Origin of the sequence: Chryseobacterium phocaeense, assembly GCF_900169075.1 — a bacterium.
Classification (GTDB): Bacteria; Bacteroidota; Bacteroidia; order Flavobacteriales; family Weeksellaceae; genus Chryseobacterium; species Chryseobacterium phocaeense.
This window is the reverse complement of record NZ_LT827015.1, coordinates 1,673,331-1,693,525: the sequence shown is the minus strand read 5'-3', so window position 1 is coordinate 1,693,525 and position 20,195 is coordinate 1,673,331. Positions and strand designations below refer to the sequence as shown.

33 protein-coding genes are annotated in these 20,195 nt (G+C 35.5%); all 33 read left to right on the top strand.

Going from position 1 to position 20,195, the window contains the following annotated elements; all coding sequences use genetic code 11:
• Nucleotides 1–79: 79 nt before the first annotated feature.
• The 33 genes from B7E04_RS14410 (at nucleotide 80) to B7E04_RS14250 (ending at nucleotide 20,192) form a co-directional block, all read left to right on the top strand.
• Nucleotides 80–355 (top strand): hypothetical protein, encoded by a 276-nt coding sequence (locus B7E04_RS14410; protein ID WP_080779279.1) that lies wholly within the window; start codon nucleotides 80–82, stop codon nucleotides 353–355.
• A 260-nt stretch (nucleotides 356–615) separates the two neighbouring features.
• Nucleotides 616–1,092: a VOC family protein gene (locus tag B7E04_RS14405; protein ID WP_080779278.1), complete on the top strand. Its 477-nt coding sequence runs from the start codon at nucleotides 616–618 to the stop codon at nucleotides 1,090–1,092.
• Nucleotides 1,093–1,274: 182 nt separating this feature from the next.
• A complete protein-coding gene (locus B7E04_RS14400) occupies nucleotides 1,275–2,057 on the top strand; it encodes a MerR family transcriptional regulator (protein ID WP_080779277.1) in 783 nt (260 codons plus the stop codon).
• A 72-nt stretch (nucleotides 2,058–2,129) separates the two neighbouring features.
• The gene (locus B7E04_RS14395; RefSeq protein ID WP_080779276.1) at nucleotides 2,130–2,510 is read left to right on the top strand and encodes a nuclear transport factor 2 family protein; all 381 of its coding nucleotides are present in this window, start codon (nucleotides 2,130–2,132) and stop codon (nucleotides 2,508–2,510) included.
• Between the two features lie 6 nt (nucleotides 2,511–2,516).
• Complete coding sequence (locus B7E04_RS14390) at nucleotides 2,517–2,876, top strand: MmcQ/YjbR family DNA-binding protein (RefSeq protein ID WP_080779275.1); 360 nt, start codon at nucleotides 2,517–2,519, stop codon at nucleotides 2,874–2,876.
• 12 nt (nucleotides 2,877–2,888) lie between these two features.
• Complete coding sequence (locus B7E04_RS14385) at nucleotides 2,889–3,383, top strand: GNAT family N-acetyltransferase (RefSeq protein ID WP_080779274.1); 495 nt, start codon at nucleotides 2,889–2,891, stop codon at nucleotides 3,381–3,383.
• A 32-nt stretch (nucleotides 3,384–3,415) separates the two neighbouring features.
• Entirely contained in the window at nucleotides 3,416–3,793 is a 378-nt protein-coding gene (locus B7E04_RS14380) for a nuclear transport factor 2 family protein (protein ID WP_065719265.1), read from the top strand.
• A 42-nt stretch (nucleotides 3,794–3,835) separates the two neighbouring features.
• On the top strand, nucleotides 3,836–4,186 hold the full coding sequence (locus tag B7E04_RS14375) for a DUF4180 domain-containing protein (RefSeq protein ID WP_080779273.1): 351 nt from the start codon (nucleotides 3,836–3,838) through the stop codon (nucleotides 4,184–4,186).
• 97 nt (nucleotides 4,187–4,283) lie between these two features.
• Nucleotides 4,284–4,616: a dihydrofolate reductase family protein gene (locus B7E04_RS22695; protein WP_394334771.1), complete on the top strand. Its 333-nt coding sequence runs from the start codon at nucleotides 4,284–4,286 to the stop codon at nucleotides 4,614–4,616.
• Between the two features lie 12 nt (nucleotides 4,617–4,628).
• A complete protein-coding gene (locus tag B7E04_RS22690) occupies nucleotides 4,629–4,850 on the top strand; it encodes a dihydrofolate reductase family protein (RefSeq protein WP_394334776.1) in 222 nt (73 codons plus the stop codon).
• 35 nt (nucleotides 4,851–4,885) lie between these two features.
• Complete coding sequence (locus B7E04_RS14365) at nucleotides 4,886–5,446, top strand: Crp/Fnr family transcriptional regulator (RefSeq protein ID WP_080779272.1); 561 nt, start codon at nucleotides 4,886–4,888, stop codon at nucleotides 5,444–5,446.
• Nucleotides 5,447–5,523: 77 nt separating this feature from the next.
• Nucleotides 5,524–5,952: a DUF1761 domain-containing protein gene (locus B7E04_RS14360; RefSeq protein ID WP_165439447.1), complete on the top strand. Its 429-nt coding sequence runs from the start codon at nucleotides 5,524–5,526 to the stop codon at nucleotides 5,950–5,952.
• A gap of 18 nt (nucleotides 5,953–5,970) precedes the next feature.
• Nucleotides 5,971–6,321 (top strand): YciI family protein, encoded by a 351-nt coding sequence (locus tag B7E04_RS14355; protein ID WP_080779270.1) that lies wholly within the window; start codon nucleotides 5,971–5,973, stop codon nucleotides 6,319–6,321.
• Between the two features lie 9 nt (nucleotides 6,322–6,330).
• Entirely contained in the window at nucleotides 6,331–6,849 is a 519-nt protein-coding gene (locus B7E04_RS22685) for a glycosyl-4,4'-diaponeurosporenoate acyltransferase CrtO family protein (protein ID WP_065719271.1), read from the top strand.
• 53 nt (nucleotides 6,850–6,902) lie between these two features.
• Nucleotides 6,903–7,724 (top strand): RteC domain-containing protein, encoded by an 822-nt coding sequence (locus B7E04_RS14345; RefSeq protein WP_080779269.1) that lies wholly within the window; start codon nucleotides 6,903–6,905, stop codon nucleotides 7,722–7,724.
• A gap of 131 nt (nucleotides 7,725–7,855) precedes the next feature.
• The gene (locus B7E04_RS14340; protein ID WP_065719273.1) at nucleotides 7,856–8,674 is read left to right on the top strand and encodes an AraC family transcriptional regulator; all 819 of its coding nucleotides are present in this window, start codon (nucleotides 7,856–7,858) and stop codon (nucleotides 8,672–8,674) included.
• 385 nt (nucleotides 8,675–9,059) lie between these two features.
• Nucleotides 9,060–9,272, top strand: a complete 213-nt coding sequence (locus B7E04_RS14335) for a hypothetical protein (RefSeq protein WP_065719274.1) — start codon at nucleotides 9,060–9,062, stop codon at nucleotides 9,270–9,272.
• A 191-nt stretch (nucleotides 9,273–9,463) separates the two neighbouring features.
• On the top strand, nucleotides 9,464–9,907 hold the full coding sequence (locus B7E04_RS14330; RefSeq protein WP_065719275.1) for a carboxymuconolactone decarboxylase family protein: 444 nt from the start codon (nucleotides 9,464–9,466) through the stop codon (nucleotides 9,905–9,907).
• A 53-nt stretch (nucleotides 9,908–9,960) separates the two neighbouring features.
• On the top strand, nucleotides 9,961–10,410 hold the full coding sequence (locus B7E04_RS14325; protein ID WP_065719276.1) for an LIC_13387 family protein: 450 nt from the start codon (nucleotides 9,961–9,963) through the stop codon (nucleotides 10,408–10,410).
• Between the two features lie 417 nt (nucleotides 10,411–10,827).
• A complete protein-coding gene (gene ubiE, locus B7E04_RS14315) occupies nucleotides 10,828–11,559 on the top strand; it encodes a bifunctional demethylmenaquinone methyltransferase/2-methoxy-6-polyprenyl-1,4-benzoquinol methylase UbiE (RefSeq protein WP_080779268.1) in 732 nt (243 codons plus the stop codon).
• A gap of 32 nt (nucleotides 11,560–11,591) precedes the next feature.
• On the top strand, nucleotides 11,592–12,500 hold the full coding sequence (locus tag B7E04_RS14310; RefSeq protein WP_080779267.1) for a DinB family protein: 909 nt from the start codon (nucleotides 11,592–11,594) through the stop codon (nucleotides 12,498–12,500).
• 3 nt (nucleotides 12,501–12,503) lie between these two features.
• Nucleotides 12,504–13,526, top strand: a complete 1,023-nt coding sequence (locus tag B7E04_RS14305) for an alpha/beta fold hydrolase (protein WP_080779266.1) — start codon at nucleotides 12,504–12,506, stop codon at nucleotides 13,524–13,526.
• Between the two features lie 201 nt (nucleotides 13,527–13,727).
• Nucleotides 13,728–14,105 (top strand): VOC family protein, encoded by a 378-nt coding sequence (locus B7E04_RS14300; RefSeq protein ID WP_080780697.1) that lies wholly within the window; start codon nucleotides 13,728–13,730, stop codon nucleotides 14,103–14,105.
• Nucleotides 14,106–14,117: 12 nt separating this feature from the next.
• Nucleotides 14,118–14,573 (top strand): VOC family protein, encoded by a 456-nt coding sequence (locus B7E04_RS14295; RefSeq protein ID WP_080779265.1) that lies wholly within the window; start codon nucleotides 14,118–14,120, stop codon nucleotides 14,571–14,573.
• 118 nt (nucleotides 14,574–14,691) lie between these two features.
• Nucleotides 14,692–15,138 carry a GNAT family N-acetyltransferase gene (locus B7E04_RS14290; RefSeq protein ID WP_080780696.1) on the top strand — a complete coding sequence of 149 codons (447 nt, stop codon included), beginning with the start codon at nucleotides 14,692–14,694 and terminating at the stop codon, nucleotides 15,136–15,138.
• Between the two features lie 97 nt (nucleotides 15,139–15,235).
• The gene (locus B7E04_RS14285; RefSeq protein WP_080779264.1) at nucleotides 15,236–15,457 is read left to right on the top strand and encodes a methyltransferase type 11; all 222 of its coding nucleotides are present in this window, start codon (nucleotides 15,236–15,238) and stop codon (nucleotides 15,455–15,457) included.
• A 328-nt stretch (nucleotides 15,458–15,785) separates the two neighbouring features.
• A complete protein-coding gene (locus B7E04_RS14280) occupies nucleotides 15,786–16,175 on the top strand; it encodes a hypothetical protein (protein WP_080779263.1) in 390 nt (129 codons plus the stop codon).
• Nucleotides 16,176–16,253: 78 nt separating this feature from the next.
• Nucleotides 16,254–16,700, top strand: coding sequence for an NAD(+)--rifampin ADP-ribosyltransferase (gene arr / locus B7E04_RS14275; protein ID WP_080779262.1), 447 nt, complete (start codon nucleotides 16,254–16,256; stop codon nucleotides 16,698–16,700).
• Nucleotides 16,701–16,800: 100 nt separating this feature from the next.
• Nucleotides 16,801–17,466 (top strand): DUF2306 domain-containing protein, encoded by a 666-nt coding sequence (locus B7E04_RS14270; RefSeq protein WP_080779261.1) that lies wholly within the window; start codon nucleotides 16,801–16,803, stop codon nucleotides 17,464–17,466.
• 33 nt (nucleotides 17,467–17,499) lie between these two features.
• Nucleotides 17,500–17,940 carry a YdeI/OmpD-associated family protein gene (locus B7E04_RS14265; RefSeq protein WP_080779260.1) on the top strand — a complete coding sequence of 147 codons (441 nt, stop codon included), beginning with the start codon at nucleotides 17,500–17,502 and terminating at the stop codon, nucleotides 17,938–17,940.
• Nucleotides 17,941–17,943: 3 nt separating this feature from the next.
• Nucleotides 17,944–18,318: a DoxX family protein gene (locus B7E04_RS14260; RefSeq protein ID WP_080779259.1), complete on the top strand. Its 375-nt coding sequence runs from the start codon at nucleotides 17,944–17,946 to the stop codon at nucleotides 18,316–18,318.
• Between the two features lie 241 nt (nucleotides 18,319–18,559).
• Nucleotides 18,560–19,300, top strand: a complete 741-nt coding sequence (locus B7E04_RS14255; protein WP_080779258.1) for a DNA alkylation repair protein — start codon at nucleotides 18,560–18,562, stop codon at nucleotides 19,298–19,300.
• A gap of 67 nt (nucleotides 19,301–19,367) precedes the next feature.
• Nucleotides 19,368–20,192 carry an RteC domain-containing protein gene (locus B7E04_RS14250; protein ID WP_080779257.1) on the top strand — a complete coding sequence of 275 codons (825 nt, stop codon included), beginning with the start codon at nucleotides 19,368–19,370 and terminating at the stop codon, nucleotides 20,190–20,192.
• Nucleotides 20,193–20,195 lie beyond the last annotated feature (3 nt).

Genomic DNA, 20,195 nt, shown 5'->3' with positions numbered 1-20,195 from the left:
TTATTCGGAAACTAAGGAATGTTAGTGATTATAAATAAGCCTACTGAATAATAACATAAAAAAACTTAAATTAAAATCAATGTATGCAATTCTAATTCAATTAACAATAAACCCTCAATTTGCTTCAGAAGCAGCAACCACTTTCACGAATAGTATATTACCCAAGGTTAAAAGTGCACCGGGTTTTATCGCGGGGTATTGGGTAGATCCGGTCAATGACGAAGGTTTTGGATTTATTCTATTTGAGAATGCGGATCAAGCTAAATCTGTTTTGCCTCCTACGATTGATTGGGCAGCCCCAGGAGTGATTATAAATAAATTTGACATGAGAAGGGTGGCAGTTTCAATTCCTTGATAATCGATTAAAAATGGGAGCCAAAAGACAAAAAAATCAATAAAATTGAAGACGGATTACCAAGTCTGATTAAAAGATATCAAAAAATGGATGAAAATATCACATTGATTTTTTTACCACAGGCAAAGCATGAAACATTAATTCACCAAGCTATTTCGAATTTCGCAACAAGAAGAATTGCGGTCTTATTTAGACAGGAGGTGGGTTAACAAAAATAGTATACTGTTAACAGCAATCTTAAAATTTAAAATAAAAATAGGATGAAGAGTAAATTATTAGAAATGAACAACGTTGGTATCGTTGTAGAAAATCTTGATAAAGCAATTGGTTTTTTTACAGAAATAGGGCTTACACTGGAAGGGCGTATGATAGTTGAAGATGAATGGGCTGGCCGTGTAACTGGGCTTGGAAATCAATCTGTGGAAATTGCGATGATGGTGACACCCGATGGCCACAGTCGCCTAGAACTTTCAAAATTTCTTACTCCTGCAACAATTTCAGACCACAGGACAGCACCAGTTAATTCACTTGGCTATCTCCGTATTATGTTCAGGGTCAACAATATTGATGAACTGTTATCCAGACTTTTGAAACTCGGTGCTGAACTCGTTGGAGAAGTGGTAAACTACCAGAACGTCTATCGGCTATGTTATATAAGAGGAACAGAAGGGCTTCTGATTGGATTAGCCCAGCAACTTGGTGAGCAAACAACGAAAGATATCTTAGAAAATTCTTGACATTTAATGAGAAAATTGCTGCGACCAACGATACCAAAAGTATGTGCTTAGCGACAGATGTAAAGATTATTTATCTAATTTTCAGTTGTTTATAATTAAATTTAAAAATAATTTCAAAAAACATTTGACCCTAACGTTACGTCATATCATACCTTTGTACAGTCGATAAATAATAAGAAAGAATGAAAACTCTTACAGTTAAAAAATTGGCGGAAATATCGGGTGTGAGCGTACGCACACTTCAATATTATGATCAAATCGGCTTGCTCCGTCCATCAGTAAGAACCGAGAAGAAGTACAGGCTTTATGGAAATGACGAGTTATTGCGCTTGCAGCAAATTCTGTTTTTCCGTGAACTGGACTTTCCACTCAAGGATATTCTAGAAATGATGGATGAGTCTGACTACGATCTGGTTAAAGCGCTGATGCAGCATAAGTCGGCACTGCTCAACCGTAAAAGAAGAATTTCTGACTTATTGAGAACGATCGACATCACTATTAATAATCTTAAAAAAGGAGAAATGATGAAAAATCCAGAAGAATTGTACAAAGGTTTTCCCAAAGAAGTTGGAACGACCTACAGAGAGGAAGCAATTAATAAGTACGGCGCGCAAACCGTCGAACAATCTGAAAAAGAGCTCATTAAGCTTGGTAAGTCAGGTGTGGAAGCTCTTCAAAAAGAAATGAAAAATGTTTTCAGCGACCTATTTGCACTGAGAAACGATAGTCCGGAATCGGACATCGTACAGCAACACATTGCAAGGCATTATGATATAATTAACAAATTTTGGGGTAATTCAGTTGTGCCAGATCAAAAAGCTTGTGCTTATGCGGGTCTTGGTGATCTTTTAGTAAATGACGAGCGCTATTTAGCTAATGTTACAGACGGAAATCCGCAACCTGAATTTGCGCTGTTCTTGCAGAAAGCAATGAAATATTTTGCTGAAAACAATTTGGAAAAATAATGTAAGCAAAAAACAGTTAGGGAAAGTCCTGATAACATCGGGCTTTCCCTTATCCTAATAAAAGATTGAAATATGAATGAAATAGATCTAATTAAGGAATTTCAACACATTGAAGACAACTTCAACCAGGCGGTAGTCACAAACGACATCGCAGAAATAAAAAAATGTATCACATCCGATTGGGTGTTGGTAGACAGTCAAGGTGGAATTATACAGCAAGAGCGGTTTTTTGAAGTACTGAAACAAGGGCTGCTATCCCATTCGGTGATGAGCAAAGAAGTGTTGCGGGTAAAAATGTACGGAGATATAGCATTGGTAACTGGCCGGGGGCAAAATACCGGAACCTGGCAAGGAGAACCAATGGAAGCTGATGAATGGATTACAGATGTGTACAAAAAAGACGGTGACGAATGGTTGTGTGTACTGACCCATTTGACCCCGGTAAAAAAATAATTAGTTATGGTAATAGTTGAAAAATTGCTGAAACTGGCACTTTCCTTTCCTGAAACCACGGAGGAACCACACTTTGAAAAGACTTCTTTCAGGGTGAGGAAAAAAATATTTGCAACGTATGATGATAAGCTAAAAAGAGTTACCGTAAAGTTATCAGAAATAGATCAGGATATTTTTTCTTCCGCAGATAAATCTGCCATTTATCCGGTTAAAAACAAGTGGGGCAAGCAGGGCTGGACTATAATAGAGCTCGAAATGGTAAGTTGGGAGCTTTTCGTTGAAGTTTTGACAACGGCGTTCTGCGAAGTCGCACCCGAAAAACTAGGCGCCTTAGTTAGATCAGATAAAAATGGACTAAATAACTAAATATACGCTTGCATGGCCATTGAATTTACTGATATAAGCAACCAAAAGCTACTATTAAAACGGCTAACTGAAAAAGATGCTATTGCATTTCACAGTTTGTATTTCCAAAAAGACGGGCAGGAAAGTGAAAAAGTCGAATCAAAGGAGAACAGCAGAGCAGCTTTCGAGTTTACTGAAAATATCATTTCACAATGCAATGATATTTTCACAATACGCACCACCGTAAACCCAGAAAAAATCATTGGAGATTGCGCATTGCACCATTGGGACAAACTGAGGAACGAAATTGAAATCGGCGGCTCCCTGCTTCCCGACTATTGGGGAAAAGGTTTGATGGCAACAGCCTTTCTCTTATTGATCCCCTATGCACAGCGGGAATATGCAATAAACAAAGTCGTAGCGAATACAACCGCTGAAAATATAAACGCATTAAATTTCGCCGAAAAACTAGGTTTCAGAATAGTAGGAACGATGGAAAACAATGTACTGTTAGAAAAAGATTTATGAGGTTTTCTGGCAAATTAATTTAAGACCGAACAATGACAAAACGTGAAGAAATTATAAAAAATTATGTTGACGGCTATAATGCATTCGACATTGACAAGATGGTCCGGGATTTTAACGAAGCTATCATTTTTAAAAACATCAATAATGATGAGGTTACGATGGTGTTAAACGGGATTGAAGCGTTTAGAAAACAAGCTGACCAGGCAAAATCCTATTTTGAAAGCCGGCTGCAAACCATAAAATCTTTCAAGCATAAGGGCGATACCACCGAAATTGAAATAGATTACATTGCAACTTTAGCTTCTGATCTTCCCAACGGATTAAAAAAAGGCGAGCAAATTGATTTAAGCGGAAGATCCATATTCAAATTTTCTGAGGATCAAATTGTTGAGTTAATCGATATAGCTTAGTAAGTGGTACAGATACGAACCATTTAAAAAATTGATCTGACAATGACAATTGAAACACACCATACCAACAGTTTAAAAATAGCTGAAATTATTTCTGACGACATCATCTTAAGATCTGTCAAAGACGGATTGGATCTATTGGGCGATCTTTACTATCAGGGATTTGATAAGATTCTTATTCATGAAAAAAACATTACGCTCGATTTTTTTGATTTAAAAACTAAACTTGCAGGTGAGATACTCCAAAAATTTGCTCAGTACCGAATGCCTTTAATCATTATAGGTGATTTTTCAAAATGTGAAACCCAAAGTTTAACGGACTTCATTTATGAAAGCAACAAAGGCCGACAGATCAATTTCGTTGGCTCTCTGTCGGAAGCAATAAAACGATAACTCATCGGTACTTTGGGATTTGCCATTTTAAGAAAAGAAATCTGATTTCGAAAGTGAAACACAGCAAAATAAATGAAAAACATGTAAATAAAATACGATGAGAAAAGTAATTGCAACAATCAATACGACACTAGACGGTGTTTGCGACCATACTGCAGGAATTCCTGATGATGAAATACATCAACATTACACAGATTTACTGCGCCATGCGGATGCTATTCTGTTTGGGAGGGTAACGTATCAGCTTATGGAATTTTGGCGGACTTTAGTTGAAAAACCCTCCGGCGAAAAATCAATGGACGACTTTGCCGCGGTTATAGATAATATCCCAAAAATTGTTTTTTCCAGAACCCTCGAAAGCGTAGACTGGAAAAGTGCAAGGTTGGCGGATCAAAATATAGAAAAAGAGATATTAAAGCTTAAACAGTAAACGGGGAAAGACATCCTTATTGGTAGCCGAAGCCTGATATTACAACTGATGAAACTTGATTTGATTGACCAGTACCAGCTCTGTATACACCCTATGGTGGCAGGAGGCGGTTTGCCGTTGTTTGAAGACATAGACAGAACTGTTTTTAAACTCAATAAAACAAAAATATTCGGCAATGGAGCCGTAATGCTTTACTATGAACCGACAACGAAAAGCGCTACAAAAGGCCAATGACATCCATCATGTTAACCATCTTATAACAAAGAGAAATGTCAGAGAAGTTACAATCAGTGCTCAAAATGTTTTCCGACTTTGACGAAAACCAGCTGGTTAGAATATTAAGTTGTTTTAAGCGAAAATGCGTCAGCAAAAATGATGTTTTATTACATGAGGGAAGCATTTGCAAAGAATTTTACTTTGTGAAAACCGGTTGTGTCCGTATATTTTTTGTAGATAAAAACGGGCATGAAAAGACAAGATACATTATGCTCGATAATCATATTGGAACAGCTTTAACAAGTTTCATTTCTCAAAAGCCCTCCATAGAAATGATAGAAGCGCTTGAAGATACCGAGCTTTTAGCAATCAGTCATGCGGATTTTTATCGTCTGAATAGCCAAATGGATAATTGGAGAAATTTTTATCAGCGGATTTTGGAAATGGCTTATTCGTTTCAAAACAGGAAAATTGAGCAAAGGGTAACCCTAACAGCGAAGCAACGATATGAAATTATTTTGAATGAAAATCCTGCCTTAGTTCAACAGGTATCCAACAAGATATTGGCGTCTTATCTGGATATCCGGGAAGAAACTTTAAGTAGGCTTAAATAAAAATAGAACGATTTTGACCTATGTCAATAGCAATATGTGTGAAACAAAGCATTTTTGCATTTACAAAACGCAATGCAATGGAAAAACTCACACAACACAATTATTGGACAATAATCGCAACGGGACTGATAGCATTTGTTCTCAGTGGAATTTGGTACAGCCCGATGGTTTTCGGCGAAATATGGGAGACATACCGAAACCCACCAAACCCCGAAATACCCAGATGGACGATGGTGTTTGCTCCCTTAAGAGAATTGATTGTTGTCTATGTGCTGGCGAAATTAATTCTCATATTAAATCTGGTACAATGGAAACACACATTAAAACTGGTTCTTCTTCTGTGGATATCATTTCATGCGGTCGGGATGATTGGAGCAATTCTCTGGGATAACATGCAATGGCAGTTGGGTGCTGTCCATGCTGGCGACTGGTTAATGAAAATGATATTTATGGGAATTGTGCTAACCAAATGGCTTAAAAGAACACCAGTATCTCTAAAGAATTAATAATTAAAATTTAATAACATGAAAGAATTTGTATTAATGTTCCGAATGGACATTACCAATGAGAAAGTACAACCAACTAAAGAGCAAATGAAAATTTACATGCAGCAATGGACGGTATGGATAAATAAAATTTCAGAAAACGGCCAACTTGCCGACGGTGGAAATCATTTCTCAAAAGAAGGAAGGGTATTAAAGCCCAATGGCGAAATTATTGAGAAACCGCATACTGCGGACGATATTTCTGTGGCAGGATACTTAATTATACTAGCTGATAACATGAATGAAGCAATAAAGATCGCTAAGAAATGCCCGATCCTGAACGGAGAGAACACAAGTGTTGAGATAAGAGAAACTGCACAACCAGGATAAATTTTAGTGATGGCGATACACAAACGTGAAATACTAAATCAGGCAATCAATTTTTTTTGGTCGATACTTTGTATTGCTCCCATCTTTTGGTTTTGGTTCCAAGAGGGTATCAACAACCTATATTTTTATTTGTTTATGGGATTATCAATAATTATAGGTGTATTGCCCGAGAGTGTTTTTAACTTATTGGCATTCAGCTCTCAAAGAAATTTTTACGAGCGTATTGGTATAAAATATATCCGGAAATTTGTTCAAAACGGCGATGCCGTCAATTCATTGAACAGCACTAAGGCGACAGTCATTAAAGGAAAAAAATATTTTCGGACCTACACAAAAACCATTGCGATGTACGAAAGATATCATTGGATCTGCCTCACCTTTTTTCTTCTTACTACATTATATTGTTTCGTCAGCGGTCATATTAAATTCGGTATATTAATATTAATTGCCAACATATTGTATAATTTCTGTCCAATATTATTGCAACAGTACAATAAGATCAGATTAAAAAAACTACTTAATGACTAAATGGAAAAAGTACTGACTTTTCCACTTAATAATTAAGACTTCAAGATTTTAAAATGACTAAATTTTATAATGAAATACTGTGTAAACTTGAAACGGCAATCCAAGATTTGGAGATTGAGACAGACTACTCAATACAGCGTATAGAAACAGTTATTGACTTAATTATAAAAAGTTTATTAGAATTAAAACAGTTTGTCTTAGCAAAAGGATTTAAGAATACGGATGATGAAATCCATTTTTTCAAATATCAAAAACCAATCATTGTTGCCAAATTGATATACTATAATTCTGTCTATAAGATAGAAGCAAAGAAGCCCTATGGAGATAAGCAAATAAAAAAATTCCTGAACAAAGAATTAATTAAACTCAAAAAGTTTTTCGATAACAATATTGATTTCTACAAATATTACCGGAGTAATAACTCCTTTCTTGACGATAAATTTTTTGTGCGGGGAAAACACGATATAAGATTGTGGCTGGACACCTTTTATTTTGAAGCAGACCACCGTTTTTCTACTTCACACGATTATAAAGTTGCTAAAATAATTGCCAATGATCTCATACAAGTTTATCTTGAAGACCAGTTAAATAGTAATCATACCAAGATTTCTGACAATTCTTCACTCAATTGGACAGGAAGCAAAACAGCACTCATAGAGCTTATTTATGCATTGTACGCCCACGGTGTATTTAACAATGGGAATACAGACATAAAATTGATTGCCAAAACTTTTGAAGATGCTTTTAATATTGAGTTAGGCGATTTTTACCACACGTTTATGGAATTGGAAGCCCGTAAGATAAACCGAACGAAATTTCTTAACAGCCTATGTGAAGCACTGGTAAAGAAAATGGACGAGCAAGACGAGAAGTAAAGATCGCATAAGGCAGACTGATTAATAAATTCTATTTATAACAATTCTATTATTTGCTACTAAGGATTAATTCATTACCCAATTAAATTTTTTGCGTAAATTTACAACTCGTTAATAGCTCAAGATGTAAATTGAAGATTGCAGCAGAAATAAGAAAACTTTATAAACCCATTCAGCCGGCTGTAAAGCAATCGGATGGAGATGTGATGTACAACGAATTTCTGCCCCATATAAGTTTACAACCTTACATCTATTGTTATTGGCAGCTTAGAACAACAAAACCTCTTTTTTCTGAATACAGTTATCGTGTGGTTGCTGATGGTTGCATAGATATTGTTTTCAGCCTTGACGATCCTGAAGACAGCTATGTAATGGGCTTTTGCAACACGTACAATGAGTTTCCTCTAATCGGTAGCTTCAATAAGATTGGTATCCGCTTTCTGCCTACAATGTTTCCCCAAATATTCCGATTAAATGCTTTGGAAGTGAGCAACAGGCTTGTAGAACTCCAGTTGATAATTCCTTATATATCCCGGTTTATTGCGCACAATATTAATGAAAATCAAAACATAGACGAAGTTGTTGCCATTCTCGATAGCTACTTCGTCAAACTTTTTTCCAAAGTAACCTTTGACGGTGATAATCGATTATATGAAGCTATTGATATCATATTAAAGAACTGTGGAACCCTTGATGTCCAAAATGGACTGAACACTGGGATCAGTGCAAGACAATTAAGAAGACTTTTTGAATTTTATGTAGGCGATACTGCCAAAACATTCAGTAAAGTAGTTCGTTTTCAGAATATCCTCAACGCTAAACCATCCACCCAGAGCCTTCGGGAAAACAAGCTTTTTTTCGATGCGGGTTATTATGATCAATCGCACTTTATAAAAGAGTTCAAGAGCTTTTACGGTGTTACTCCCGGCAAAGCATTTGAGAATTATTAGGTTGATATAGTGTCATTCAATGGACATTATTCTAGTAAAGCGATTGTAGGTTGTAAACTTGTATAGATTTATTGATAGGGACAGCCACAGCCTAAATTTGCTGTATTCCTGCACTAAACAATTAAATTATTTGCAAAAACTAAACTGAGATAAGTTTATTTCTTAGTGCTAGGTAAGTTTTGAGAAATCTCGAAAACAGGTCTTTCTTATACTTAATTTCATCCGAACTCCAATGTGTCCGTTTTGTACTATTGTATAATTATTTTTTCTTACAGATTTGTGTCGAAAATAGAATTTTAATTGAGTTGGTTGAGTATAAACCACAGAGAAGCGAATTGGTAATTAAAATTGCGATAAAAAAACATCTATTGAAGCTTTAAAATTAATGATTGAAATTTTTAGAACAAATGTGATTGAAGCAGCCGAGGCAAAAAGCATAATTGAAGTGATATTGTCAAAATATCCTGATTTAGAAGTAAATTTTGATCTGGAAGACTGCGATAAAATTCTTAGGGTATGCGGTTTTAATTTCAGCAACCTCGAAATTTCAGAGCAATTGCATAAAATGGGGCATCGATGTGAAGTATTAGAAGGATAAAAATTTAGTAGCGGGAAGTCACAAAATGCCAACAAAACCTAATAACCAAAAAAATCTAAAACGCTAATTAGAATTTTAGTAATACTAATATAATTAATAGCTATTGATTAATCCTCTCCGGTATTTTGTCCGTTTTTTACTATGCCAGAAACTTCAATTGTTTGTTTTTTGTACATGGAAAAATGAGCATTATGTCACAAAGATTAATAATTGAGAACATTGAGCCATCCGCAATTAATGTTTTGTTGAAGTTGGAACAATACTTAGATACCGTTTCGGTTTCAAAAACTAATCAATATTTGATAAAAATCCGGGCCTCGCAAATTAACGGCTGTACCTACTGTATAGATATGCACTCCAGACACGCCTTAGAATTTGGAGAAATGCCAGAGCGCATTGATTTGATTAGTAATTGGAGAAATAATACCAATTCCTTTTCAGAAGAAGAACAATTGTTACTTGCAGTTACCGAAGAAATAACCTTGATAAACGAAAAAGGCTTGAGTGATGATTTGTATCGCAAAACAGAATTATTTTTTGGGCAAAAGCAGACGGTACAAATCGTTATGGTTGTCATTACCATCAATGCCTGGAACAGGCTTGTTGTTTCATTTAAAAGTGCCCCAACGCATTGAAAACAGTAAGAATTGAAAGGAAATTAATTCCGTAACAAATTGAATATTTTGATATGAAAAATAATTTGGCTAGAATAATCCTAATAACCGCTTCAGCAGTTTTACTGTTTTTTGGCTTGCTGCATTTACACGGCACATTTTACTCAACGGATCTTCATCCTGAAGATGCGAGCCTACTGGATGCCCTGCAATCAACTCATATAAAAATGGATAAAACCGGAAACTTCTGGAACCTGTGGATAGGCTTTAATGCCATGTTTAGTCTTGGACTAATTTTCATCGGCGCTATTAATTTATACTTTTCGGTAAAACAATTCAAGACATTGGTGAGCAATCGTTTTATATTGTTATTGACCATATTTTCCAATGGCTATTTAATATGGATTGGGAACCGATATATGATCGCTGCTTTTACTATCAGCATGGCCATTCCATTCTTGCTTTATGCAACAGGTTTTTTATTAATAAGGTTTAAATATTTCAATAATGATCAAATTATATAAAATATGCAATTGGCTATTGTTTGCCTTTGCTGTTCTGCATTTCGTTTATCCATTTTTTGATACGTTTCAATTTGATGAAGAACTGATGTGGTATCATTCCGGTGGGCTTTCAATGCTATTGATTTTTTCAATCAATTACATTAATTCCAACAGCACATTAAAAATGATCCAGAGGATTGCCAATCTATGTAATGTTGCAACTGCATTATTTATTTTCTTCTTGTGCATTGCAGTACCAGAAATTCAAGTGTATGTTTTAAGCTTGATTATTTCGGCAACAACTATTATTTCATTTAGAAAATCGTTTCAAACAAATATTAAAAATTAGATAAGCTTTTAAGGGCTGATGTATTCTTAAATATGTAGAATTGAACAAACCGTTGAAATTAAAGCTGACAATTTATTTATAAAAGAACCATGAACAAACAAGTTATAGTACCTTACAAAACCTCCAACAAGAGCAAATTGGCGCAGGTTGAAAAAATGTTCAACGGCATCTCTAAAAATTACGATTTTCTGAACCGACTGATAACATTCGGAATGGATAAAAAGTGGCGGAACAATGTTTTAGAGCTTATCAAGAAGACCAATCCACAAAACATTATTGATGTTGCAACGGGTACAGGAGATATGGCAATTCTATTTTCAAAAACAAATGCAAAAAGCATTGTTGGTGTTGATATTTCAAAAGGTATGTTAGAAGTAGCCAACAAAAAAATAATGAAATCAAATCTGCAAAAGAGAGTTACAACAGAACTCAGCAATGCAGAGAATTTAAGCTTTAAGGATAACACTTTCGACGTTGCATCCGTAATATATGGTATTAGGAACTTTGAAAATCTGTCAAAAGGATTATCAGAAATACGCAGAGTGTTAGTTAAGAATGGCAGACTTGTTATTCTTGAAACATCGCAACCTACCAACCGTTTTCAACAGGCTTTTTATCTATTTTATACAAGGATACTAATGCCATGTATTGCAAATATTTTTTCAGAAGATAAAGATGCCTATCAGTATTTGTCAAAATCGGCAATCAATTTTCCATCCGGATCTGAGTTAAAAAAGATCATTCAAAATGCAGGTTTCAAAAGCGTGAGCTCATACCCGCAATTTTTTGGAGCTTCAACCATTTACTATGCAAAAAAATAGAAATAAATATAAACTTATCAGATTTTAATACAATGAACAAGAAAATGAAGTTTTCAGAAAGTATAAAAATATATGCCTCTAAAGAAAAGGTTTGGAAAACACTTTTATCAAAAGAATTTTATCAAATATCGTGGGGTGCTGCACTCTCTACGACGTGGCAAACAGGTTCGCCCATTCTATTTACAGGAACTTGGGAAGATGTTGAGTACTTTGATAAGGGCATCGTTAAAGAACACATCAAAAATAGCTTTCTGAAATTTACATACTGGAGTTCTTTTTGGGAAGCCGAAGACACTCCGGAAGAATATTGCGACATATCGTATTTGGTAAAACAGTTAGATGAATATAGCTGCGAGTTTACGATTACCCAAGTCGGATTTAGGGATCAGGTTCATTATGAGGATACCGTAAAGCTTTGGGAAAACACCAGTCAAACACTTAAATATCTATCTGAAAAATTTGAACTAACATCAATTAACAATGCCGTTTTCAATGAGATTGCTTCGATTATAACAACATTTCCTGCCGAAAAATACAATGCTGAAACATCAGAAAAATGGAACCCGGCTCAAATCATTGAGCATATTATTATTGGCAATACAGGGATGAAGCAATTCTTAACCGAAGTACCTTACGCTTCGGATATTCCTTTTGATTATAATGTTCAGGCGATACGGGATTTTATGCTGAACAATGATGTGAAGTATCAAGCTCCCGACTTTTTAATTCCTGCCACTAAGCAATACGATATAAATCAGTATCGCGAGTTGCTGCTAAAGTTGCAGGCAGAATTAAATGATTGCATCACAACATTGAGCTTTGAAGATAAGTGCGGAACCTCAGATATGCCTCCATTTGGATATATGAGTGTATATGAGTGGCTGAATTTTTCTGTGTTCCACATTTTTCGTCATAAGGAACAACTAAAATCCTACAGGTAAATAATGTTCCCAAAGTTCCTCATAGCTCTGATAACGACAATTTTCAGCCTGCAAAGCTGCAAAGCTCAGATTAAATCGGTAAATGAATACAATCGTATTGTTTTAAATGGCGTAGAGCACGGAGTGTTCATAAAAGGTAATAATACCAAAAATCCGGTCTTACTCGTATTGCACGGTGGACCCGGTTTTTCAGATTTCTATTTTTGGCAAACTCATAACAAGGATTTAGAGCGACGTTACACTGTTGTCACATACGATCAAAGAGGAACCGGGTTATCCTACAATGATGTGATTGCTCCTGAAAGTATGACATTCGACCAAATTGAAAGAGATGCTTTGAGTTTGATCAATATATTGAAAGAACGGTTCAAAAAAGATAAGATCTTTCTTGTGGGCTACTCCGCTGGCACTATCACGGGTGTCAATCTTGTCAAAAAACACCCATCACTGTTTTATGCGTATATAGGTGTTGGTCAGGTCACAAACTTGTATCTGAACGAAAAGACTTCGCTTAGCTATTCAATCCAGCAGGCAAAATTACAGAAAGATATCACAGCTTTATCACAATTGCAGGAACTCCAAAAGCGTTACCCCTCGCAAACGAAAAATGACCTGCAAGACCTTTATTTATCACGGAAATGGCTTAGGCACTTCCACGGCGATTTTTGCAAAGGCACAAGCGTAGGACAGCTCTATAAGAATATGGACACGTTTGCCAAACAACATTACAACGATAGCCTGATTGCGAAAGGGCAATCATTCACGATGGAAGCTATGTGGGCAGAAGTGATGAAAGTTGACTTGTTTAGAACGGCAAAGGAGTTAAAAGTTCCGGTTTATTTTATTGCAGGTAGGTGCGACTACAATGCGCCATCTAAGCTTGCATTTAAGTTTTACAAGAAACTAAAAGCACCATCTAAAACATTCATTTGGTTTGAAAATTCCGGGCATTACGCACCATTTGTAGAAGCTGAAAAGTTCAATAGGCTTTTATTGGATGAAATTTTAGCGAATGAAAAATTATAACCCATACCCTTATAAAGTAAAAAACCGTCAAACAGTAAATTTTGTCCGTTTTTTACTATCCCAAAAGGTTTTCTTCTGCCAACTTTGAACGATCGAATAAATTCAATAACAATGAGAAAAGTAGTTTTAATCATTATGGCATTCTGCATAACTGCAAATGTCTATTCACAAACAAATTCAACCACTAAAAAAGAAATCAAAATGAAATTGAACGCTGGTATCCTAACAGAAAAATTGGAAGAAACAAAAGCCTTTTATCTTAAAACATTGGGTTTTGGTGTAAGCTTTGAAAACGAGTTTTACATATTATTGCACACGCCCGGCAAAGAAGCGGAAATAAGCTTTCTATTGCCCAACCACCCAAGCCAGCAACCATTCTTTCAAAAGCCCTTTCAGGGGCAGGGAATGTATCTTACCATTGAAGTGGATGATGTGGATAAGATCTATCAAGAATTAAAGCAGAAAGGTGTCAAAATCGAAATAGACATACGTAACGAACCGTGGGGCGACAGGCATTTTGCAATTAAAGACCCAAATGGCATTGGTATAGACATCGTAAAATATTCAGCACCTCAATAGAAGATAAAAGATATGACAAATAAAAGATTACTTAAAATGAACAACATCAGTATCGTCGTAGAAAACCTCGATGATACCATTTCATTTTTCTCAGAATTAGGAATGACACTTGAGGGGCGGGATAGCGTTGATGGCGAATGGGCAGGACGGGTAACAGGACTTGGAAATCAATCCGCAGAAATAGCGATGATGGTTACACCAGACGGACAAAGCCGTCTTGAACTTTCTCGTTTTATAAAACCGGAAACCGTTTCAGACCATAGAACAGCACCTGTTAATTCATTAGGTTATTTAAGAGTGATGTTTGAGGTGAAGGATATTGAAGAGGTAATGTCCAGACTATCAAAACACGGTGCTGAACTCGTTGACGAAATAGTCAGCTATGAAGATATATATCGGCTCTGTTATATCCGTGGTGTTGAGGGGCTTCTTATCGGGCTTTTTGAAAAAATCAACAAAAATTTATAGTGATGTTTTTGAATATAAAACGAAACCCTTTATAAACGATTAGAAGAAATTATGTTGAAATATTTGAGCCTATAAAAAATTGATTACACCATACAAGAACCTTAAATCGAAGAAACATATGAATTTAGAATTGAAAATATTACAACCAGAAAATATTAGGGAATTTAAAGATCTTATAGCTGTTTTTGAAGATGTATTTGAAATGAAAGATTTTAGTTGTCCGAGCCAAGTTCACCTGCAGAAACTTTTAGGTCAAGAAACTTTTTATGTGATTATTGCAAAATCCAACGACCAAATTATAGGTGGGCTTACGGCTTATGTGTTAGACCAATATTATTCAGAAAAACCATTAGCTTATATATACGACCTCGCTGTATTGACAAATCATCAAAGAAAAGGTATTGGTAGAAAGCTGATAAGGTTCACAAATCAATTTTTCAATGAAAAGGGGTTTGAAGAGGTCTTTGTCCAAGCGGATGAAATTGATGATTATGCTATAGATTTCTATCGTCAAACTAATCCAACAGAAGAAGAAAACGTACGTCACTTTTACTACAAGCTATAATAACGATTAAATAAATAATGGAACGAGAGTATTTCCATTTGGAGCAAAAGCTTAGGCAATTGTTTTATCCAAAATCCTAAGAAACTAATTGCTGAAGATGAAAACAGTTGAGATTTTTAAAACAAATGTTCTAAATGGTAAAGAAGCTGGCAACATTATCACTTTTCTTATCACAGTATATCCCGAATTTATAATAAATTTTGACCTTGAAGATACGGACAATATCCTTAGAATTGAAGCTAACCAATTTGAGATTGAAGCAGACAATGTAATTAAATACATGATTGAGTTGGGATATAGTTGTGAGAGAATAGAATAGGTTATTAGCGAATTATTCGTCTAGCAATCATCAAGATTATCAAGTGGCTAGATGTATAAATTCCATACAATAGATAAAAGTCGTCATACATCATATCTTCCAATACTTGTCTGACTAAAAGGGTATGTTTTGAAGAGAAAGATTAACCATACTGAGGAAGAAAAATTAATGATTTGATGAGAAAATCAATTTGATTTTAAAACAACATTGTCCGTTTTTTACAATGAATTCCTAAAGACTTGTAATTAATTTGCAATATAAATTCATTCACTACATGACATAGCAGCAGCTGCAACAACACATTTATTAATTTTGGAATAGATTTGAAATGAACACTCTTTTGATTATAGCCAATGTAGTAGTTTTGGCATCAGTAATTTTCCATATATTTTGGGGAGATAAAGATATTAAATTGATTGAGCCGGATAATTCCGAGCACAAGAAATTTGAAAACTGGATCATGGCAAGAGGTGCATTCCACGTTGTTTCAGTGGATATGCTGATGATTACTGCCGGACTTACGTTAATAAATTTCACAGACCTATTAGATCCGCATCGAACAATTCTCTTGCAGATTATGAGCCTCTATTTTCTGCTGTATGCGGTCATTTTCTTTATCGTGATAGCATTGTCAGGCACATTGCCCCAAAAATTTCTGAAACTGTGCCAATGGGCATTGTTCCTGATATTAAGCGGACTGATTTATTTCGGTATCTAATTAAAGATTAATTGCTTTGATATTTTTTGAATAAGCGCATAGAAAACGAATGAAATTTTGAAAACAAAACAAAAATGTATGGAGCATATTGAAAATAAATTAGTGCCCGAAAACCCTAAGCATAATCCATTTGCACAAACGTTCTTCCACGGAACTAAAGCCGACTTAAAAATTGGCGATCATATTTATCCGGGGCATCAATGCAATTATATGGAAAATAGAAAATTGAACCACGTATATGTGGCATCTACATTGACGGCAGCAATATGGGGTGCAGAGTTGGCTTTAGGCGATGCGCAACAGCGGATTTACTTAGTCGAAGCTACCGGAGAAATTGAAAATGACCCAAATGTTACGGATAAAAAAATGCCAGGCAACCCTACGATGTCGTACAGATCTTCGAAACCTTTTAAAGTCATTGGAGAATTGGGAACTTGGCAACCTCATTCAGCAGAGGAAATTCAAGCTATGCAAGATGGTCTTCGCAGGCTGAAAGAGCAAGGGCATAACCTTATTATTGACTGATGGTAGCACCAAATAGTCTTCAAATTAAGAATAGACGAAGGCTTTGTATTCAGAACATCGTTATTGAATTAAGAACCAACCCTATTAAGCATCAGAAACAATGAAACGAATAGCATTTTACAGAGCTATTCTATGGGCAGGCGTTTTTATAATGGTTGTGACGTTATTGGTTTCTTCCTGCATACGATTGGCCAGGGTAACACATTCCTTAAATTACGGCGAAATCCCTGCTGTCGACACCATTGATATCGGATATGTGCAAAACCCAGTTTTAACGTTCCTGCATATCCTGCCGGGATGTTTCTTTATGCTTTCGGGTGCTTGGCAGTTCATACGCCCAATGAGAAATCGCCTTATTCACGTTCATCGATGGAATGGCAGGATATATATCGTCTTGGGGTTGGTAATAGGAATTACCGGAATAACAATGGGAATAAAGTTAGGTTTTGGGGGTATGGCGGAAGCATCAGCATCCATAGTTTTCGGCTTGTTTTTCCTATATGCCCTCCTAAAAGCCTATTGGTGTATTAGGAGAAAGCAGTTCATATTGCATAGAGAATGGATGATAAGGGCATACAGTATAGGCTTGGCAGTAGCTACCATACGACCGTTGACCGGACTGTTCTTTAGCTTTACCGATATTCCATTCCATACTTTTTTCGGGATATCATTTTGGATAGCTTTTATCTTAAACACAGGTATTGCAGAAATGTGGATCAGGTATACCCGAAGTGGCTCCGGAAAGAAAGTAAAATCATTATCATAGAATATTTTGTTATAAATCAATTAATTAGAGATTATGCAGGTAAAATACAACACAACAATTGTTCAAAGGGGAAATACCACAGGTATTAAAATTTCTGAAAATATCCTCGAACAACTAAACGGTGGCAAAAAGCCACTTGTGAAAGTAACCTTGAACGGCTACACCTATCGCAGTGCAGTAGGGAAAATGGATGGCGAATTTATGATTAGTTTGAGTGCTGAAAACAGGGCGAACGCTAAGGTACAAGGCGGTCAGACCTTGGAAGTAACCATCGAATTGGACAACGAACCACGAACAGTAGAACTCCCCGCAGAGCTTCAAGCCGAATTTGACCATAACGCAGATGCCAAATCAGCATTTGAGAAACTTGCGCCAAGTCGGAAAAAAGCAATCGTGCTTTCAATCAACGAAGCCAAAACCGACGAAACAAGAAAGAAACGGATTGAAAAAGCGATTAACTCTTTAAAAGATTAAAATATGACAACAACCGTACTTTGGATTGGAAAAATTCTTAAAATTCTTGTTTGCCTGTTTTTTGTTTTTGATGCGGTAATGAAAGTCATCAAGAGTAAAAGCTCAGTAGATGCCACCGTTCAGCTTGGCTTGCCACCAAACTGCGTACAGTTTATTGGGGCGATTTTATTAATAGCAACCGCACTATATGCTTTTCCGAAAACTTCTTTTTATGGATTGCTTTTGGTGTTAGCCTATCTTGGAGGTGCAGTTGCTATTATGTACGCCTCTAAACCGGATAGTTTATCCTTTTTGTTTCCGCTTGTTTTTGGGTTGCTTGCAGTTATTGCAGAATATTTTCTTAACGACAGTTTCAGAAAGGCTTTGCAATTGAATTAGCAATCGAGCCAATTTTTTAAAGGAATTATAGTTAGAAAAATCCATATTAACTTTTCTCATTCCAAAAATTTATCGGTAGATGAACATCATAGTAATCATCAATTGCTTACTGATTACGGAAGGTACTTTTTTTTAAGAGCCTAACAGGATTGGGATTGATATTGTAAAAAATATCATACCGTAGAAACACAAAGCAAAATTCCTTTGAGGAAAAATATTACAAAATATTAATCACATAGAAATGGGTACAACATTCAGTATTACTGAAAAATTTGGCAAAGAGTTGGCAGAATTGCTTGCAGAAAAGATTAGTATAGTATTTCCACAATTTCCCAATGAAAATTTTATAAATGATGTAGATCTTGCAGTTATAGGGAAATCATATACACAACGGATTGATGCTATTGCAGATCTGCTGTACAAATATTTACCACAAAGTTATCCTAAAGCACTTTCGGTTTTGATGCAGATTTTGGGAGAACCTAATCCAAATGAAACAGGAATGTTTACGTATTACTATTGGTTGATGCCTATCGGAAAGTTTGTAGAAAAATTTGGTTTGGAAGATTTCGAAATATCACTGAAATCCATTGAAGAAATCACTAAAAGAAATACAGGTGAATATGCCATTAGACCATATATAAGAAAGTACCCTAAAGAAGTATTGGCTAAGATGTCAGAATGGGCAAAATCACACGATTTTCATCTACGTAGATTGGCAAGTGAGGGACTGCGGCCAAAATTACCTTGGGCTTCCAAACTTGATACATTTAATGATACACCTCAGCCAGTTTTCGAGATTTTAGATTTATTGAGAGAAGATGATGTGAAATTTGTTAAAAAATCTGTCGCTAACCACCTGACTGATTGGCTAAAGGTTAACAAGGAACAAGTATCAACATTAATTCGGGAATGGAGTAAATCCCCTAACCCTAATACACAATGGATCGTGAGATATGCGACCCGAAAAATCAAGGCTTAATTATTATATGAGTATTGGTCGATAACATTATTGCAGAAAAAATGAATACGGAAATTATAATTTGTGAATGGATAATTTTTACAACGAATTGCTTTACGAATTGGAAATGGAAATCGACAAATTGGAAATTGAAGCCGATTGTCTGATCCAAAAGATAGAAACTGTTATACACGAAATAGTTAAGTGTTTATCAAAATTAAAGGAGTATATCCAAAAAAGAGGATTTAATAATACGGAAGAAGAAATTCGCTTTTTCAAACATCAGAAGCCTGTCATTGTTTCCAAACTAATTTATTATAATGCCATTTATAAAATAGAGAGTAAAAAACCAAATGAAACAAAGTCTGCAAAGAAGTACATTCATACTGAATTGAAAAAACTCAAAAGGTTTTTTGATAATAATCTTGAATTTTATAAGTATTATCGTACTAATAATACCTTTATTGATGATCAGCTTTTTGTTCGGGGTAAGTATGACATTAAGTTAAATTTGGACACAATCTATTTTGAAACAGACCATTCCTTCTCCACTGTTGCCGATTACAAAGCTGCTAAAATACTTGCTAACGATTTAATACAGGTTTATCTTGAAGATCAATTAAATAATAGACACTATAAACGGGTACATCGAAAATCTCCTTTGACCTGGACAGCAAGCAAAACTGCATTGACGGAACTTATTTATGCACTTCATTCACAGGGTGTATTTGACAGAGGAAATGCAGAGATAAAACTTATTGCGAAGACATTTGAAAGTACTTTTAATATAGATTTGGGCGATTTCTATCATACGTTTATGGAGTTGAAAGCCCGAAAAATAAACCGTACCAAATTCCTTGACAGTTTGTGTGAAGCTCTGATAAAGAAAATGGATGAACAGGACGAGAGGTAGTGT

Bases quoted from the DNA above. Each gene is read 5' to 3' on its own strand.
- B7E04_RS14410 (WP_080779279.1), top strand. From the start codon at position 80: ATGTATGCAATTCTAATTCAATTAACAATAAACCCTCAATTTGCTTCA.
- B7E04_RS14405 (WP_080779278.1), top strand. From the start codon at position 616: ATGAAGAGTAAATTATTAGAAATGAACAACGTTGGTATCGTTGTAGAA.
- B7E04_RS14400 (WP_080779277.1), top strand. From the start codon at position 1,275: ATGAAAACTCTTACAGTTAAAAAATTGGCGGAAATATCGGGTGTGAGC.
- B7E04_RS14395 (WP_080779276.1), top strand. From the start codon at position 2,130: ATGAATGAAATAGATCTAATTAAGGAATTTCAACACATTGAAGACAAC.
- B7E04_RS14390 (WP_080779275.1), top strand. From the start codon at position 2,517: ATGGTAATAGTTGAAAAATTGCTGAAACTGGCACTTTCCTTTCCTGAA.
- B7E04_RS14385 (WP_080779274.1), top strand. From the start codon at position 2,889: ATGGCCATTGAATTTACTGATATAAGCAACCAAAAGCTACTATTAAAA.
- B7E04_RS14380 (WP_065719265.1), top strand. From the start codon at position 3,416: ATGACAAAACGTGAAGAAATTATAAAAAATTATGTTGACGGCTATAAT.
- B7E04_RS14375 (WP_080779273.1), top strand. From the start codon at position 3,836: ATGACAATTGAAACACACCATACCAACAGTTTAAAAATAGCTGAAATT.
- B7E04_RS22695 (WP_394334771.1), top strand. From the start codon at position 4,284: ATGAGAAAAGTAATTGCAACAATCAATACGACACTAGACGGTGTTTGC.
- B7E04_RS14365 (WP_080779272.1), top strand. From the start codon at position 4,886: ATGTCAGAGAAGTTACAATCAGTGCTCAAAATGTTTTCCGACTTTGAC.
- B7E04_RS14360 (WP_165439447.1), top strand. From the start codon at position 5,524: ATGGAAAAACTCACACAACACAATTATTGGACAATAATCGCAACGGGA.
- B7E04_RS14355 (WP_080779270.1), top strand. From the start codon at position 5,971: ATGAAAGAATTTGTATTAATGTTCCGAATGGACATTACCAATGAGAAA.
- B7E04_RS22685 (WP_065719271.1), top strand. From the start codon at position 6,331: ATGGCGATACACAAACGTGAAATACTAAATCAGGCAATCAATTTTTTT.
- B7E04_RS14345 (WP_080779269.1), top strand. From the start codon at position 6,903: ATGACTAAATTTTATAATGAAATACTGTGTAAACTTGAAACGGCAATC.
- B7E04_RS14335 (WP_065719274.1), top strand. From the start codon at position 9,060: ATGATTGAAATTTTTAGAACAAATGTGATTGAAGCAGCCGAGGCAAAA.
- B7E04_RS14330 (WP_065719275.1), top strand. From the start codon at position 9,464: ATGTCACAAAGATTAATAATTGAGAACATTGAGCCATCCGCAATTAAT.
- B7E04_RS14325 (WP_065719276.1), top strand. From the start codon at position 9,961: ATGAAAAATAATTTGGCTAGAATAATCCTAATAACCGCTTCAGCAGTT.
- ubiE (WP_080779268.1), top strand. From the start codon at position 10,828: ATGAACAAACAAGTTATAGTACCTTACAAAACCTCCAACAAGAGCAAA.
- B7E04_RS14310 (WP_080779267.1), top strand. From the start codon at position 11,592: ATGAACAAGAAAATGAAGTTTTCAGAAAGTATAAAAATATATGCCTCT.
- B7E04_RS14305 (WP_080779266.1), top strand. From the start codon at position 12,504: ATGTTCCCAAAGTTCCTCATAGCTCTGATAACGACAATTTTCAGCCTG.
- B7E04_RS14300 (WP_080780697.1), top strand. From the start codon at position 13,728: ATGAAATTGAACGCTGGTATCCTAACAGAAAAATTGGAAGAAACAAAA.
- B7E04_RS14295 (WP_080779265.1), top strand. From the start codon at position 14,118: ATGACAAATAAAAGATTACTTAAAATGAACAACATCAGTATCGTCGTA.
- B7E04_RS14290 (WP_080780696.1), top strand. From the start codon at position 14,692: ATGAATTTAGAATTGAAAATATTACAACCAGAAAATATTAGGGAATTT.
- B7E04_RS14285 (WP_080779264.1), top strand. From the start codon at position 15,236: ATGAAAACAGTTGAGATTTTTAAAACAAATGTTCTAAATGGTAAAGAA.
- B7E04_RS14280 (WP_080779263.1), top strand. From the start codon at position 15,786: ATGAACACTCTTTTGATTATAGCCAATGTAGTAGTTTTGGCATCAGTA.
- arr (WP_080779262.1), top strand. From the start codon at position 16,254: ATGGAGCATATTGAAAATAAATTAGTGCCCGAAAACCCTAAGCATAAT.
- B7E04_RS14270 (WP_080779261.1), top strand. From the start codon at position 16,801: ATGAAACGAATAGCATTTTACAGAGCTATTCTATGGGCAGGCGTTTTT.
- B7E04_RS14265 (WP_080779260.1), top strand. From the start codon at position 17,500: ATGCAGGTAAAATACAACACAACAATTGTTCAAAGGGGAAATACCACA.
- B7E04_RS14260 (WP_080779259.1), top strand. From the start codon at position 17,944: ATGACAACAACCGTACTTTGGATTGGAAAAATTCTTAAAATTCTTGTT.
- B7E04_RS14255 (WP_080779258.1), top strand. From the start codon at position 18,560: ATGGGTACAACATTCAGTATTACTGAAAAATTTGGCAAAGAGTTGGCA.
- B7E04_RS14250 (WP_080779257.1), top strand. From the start codon at position 19,368: ATGGATAATTTTTACAACGAATTGCTTTACGAATTGGAAATGGAAATC.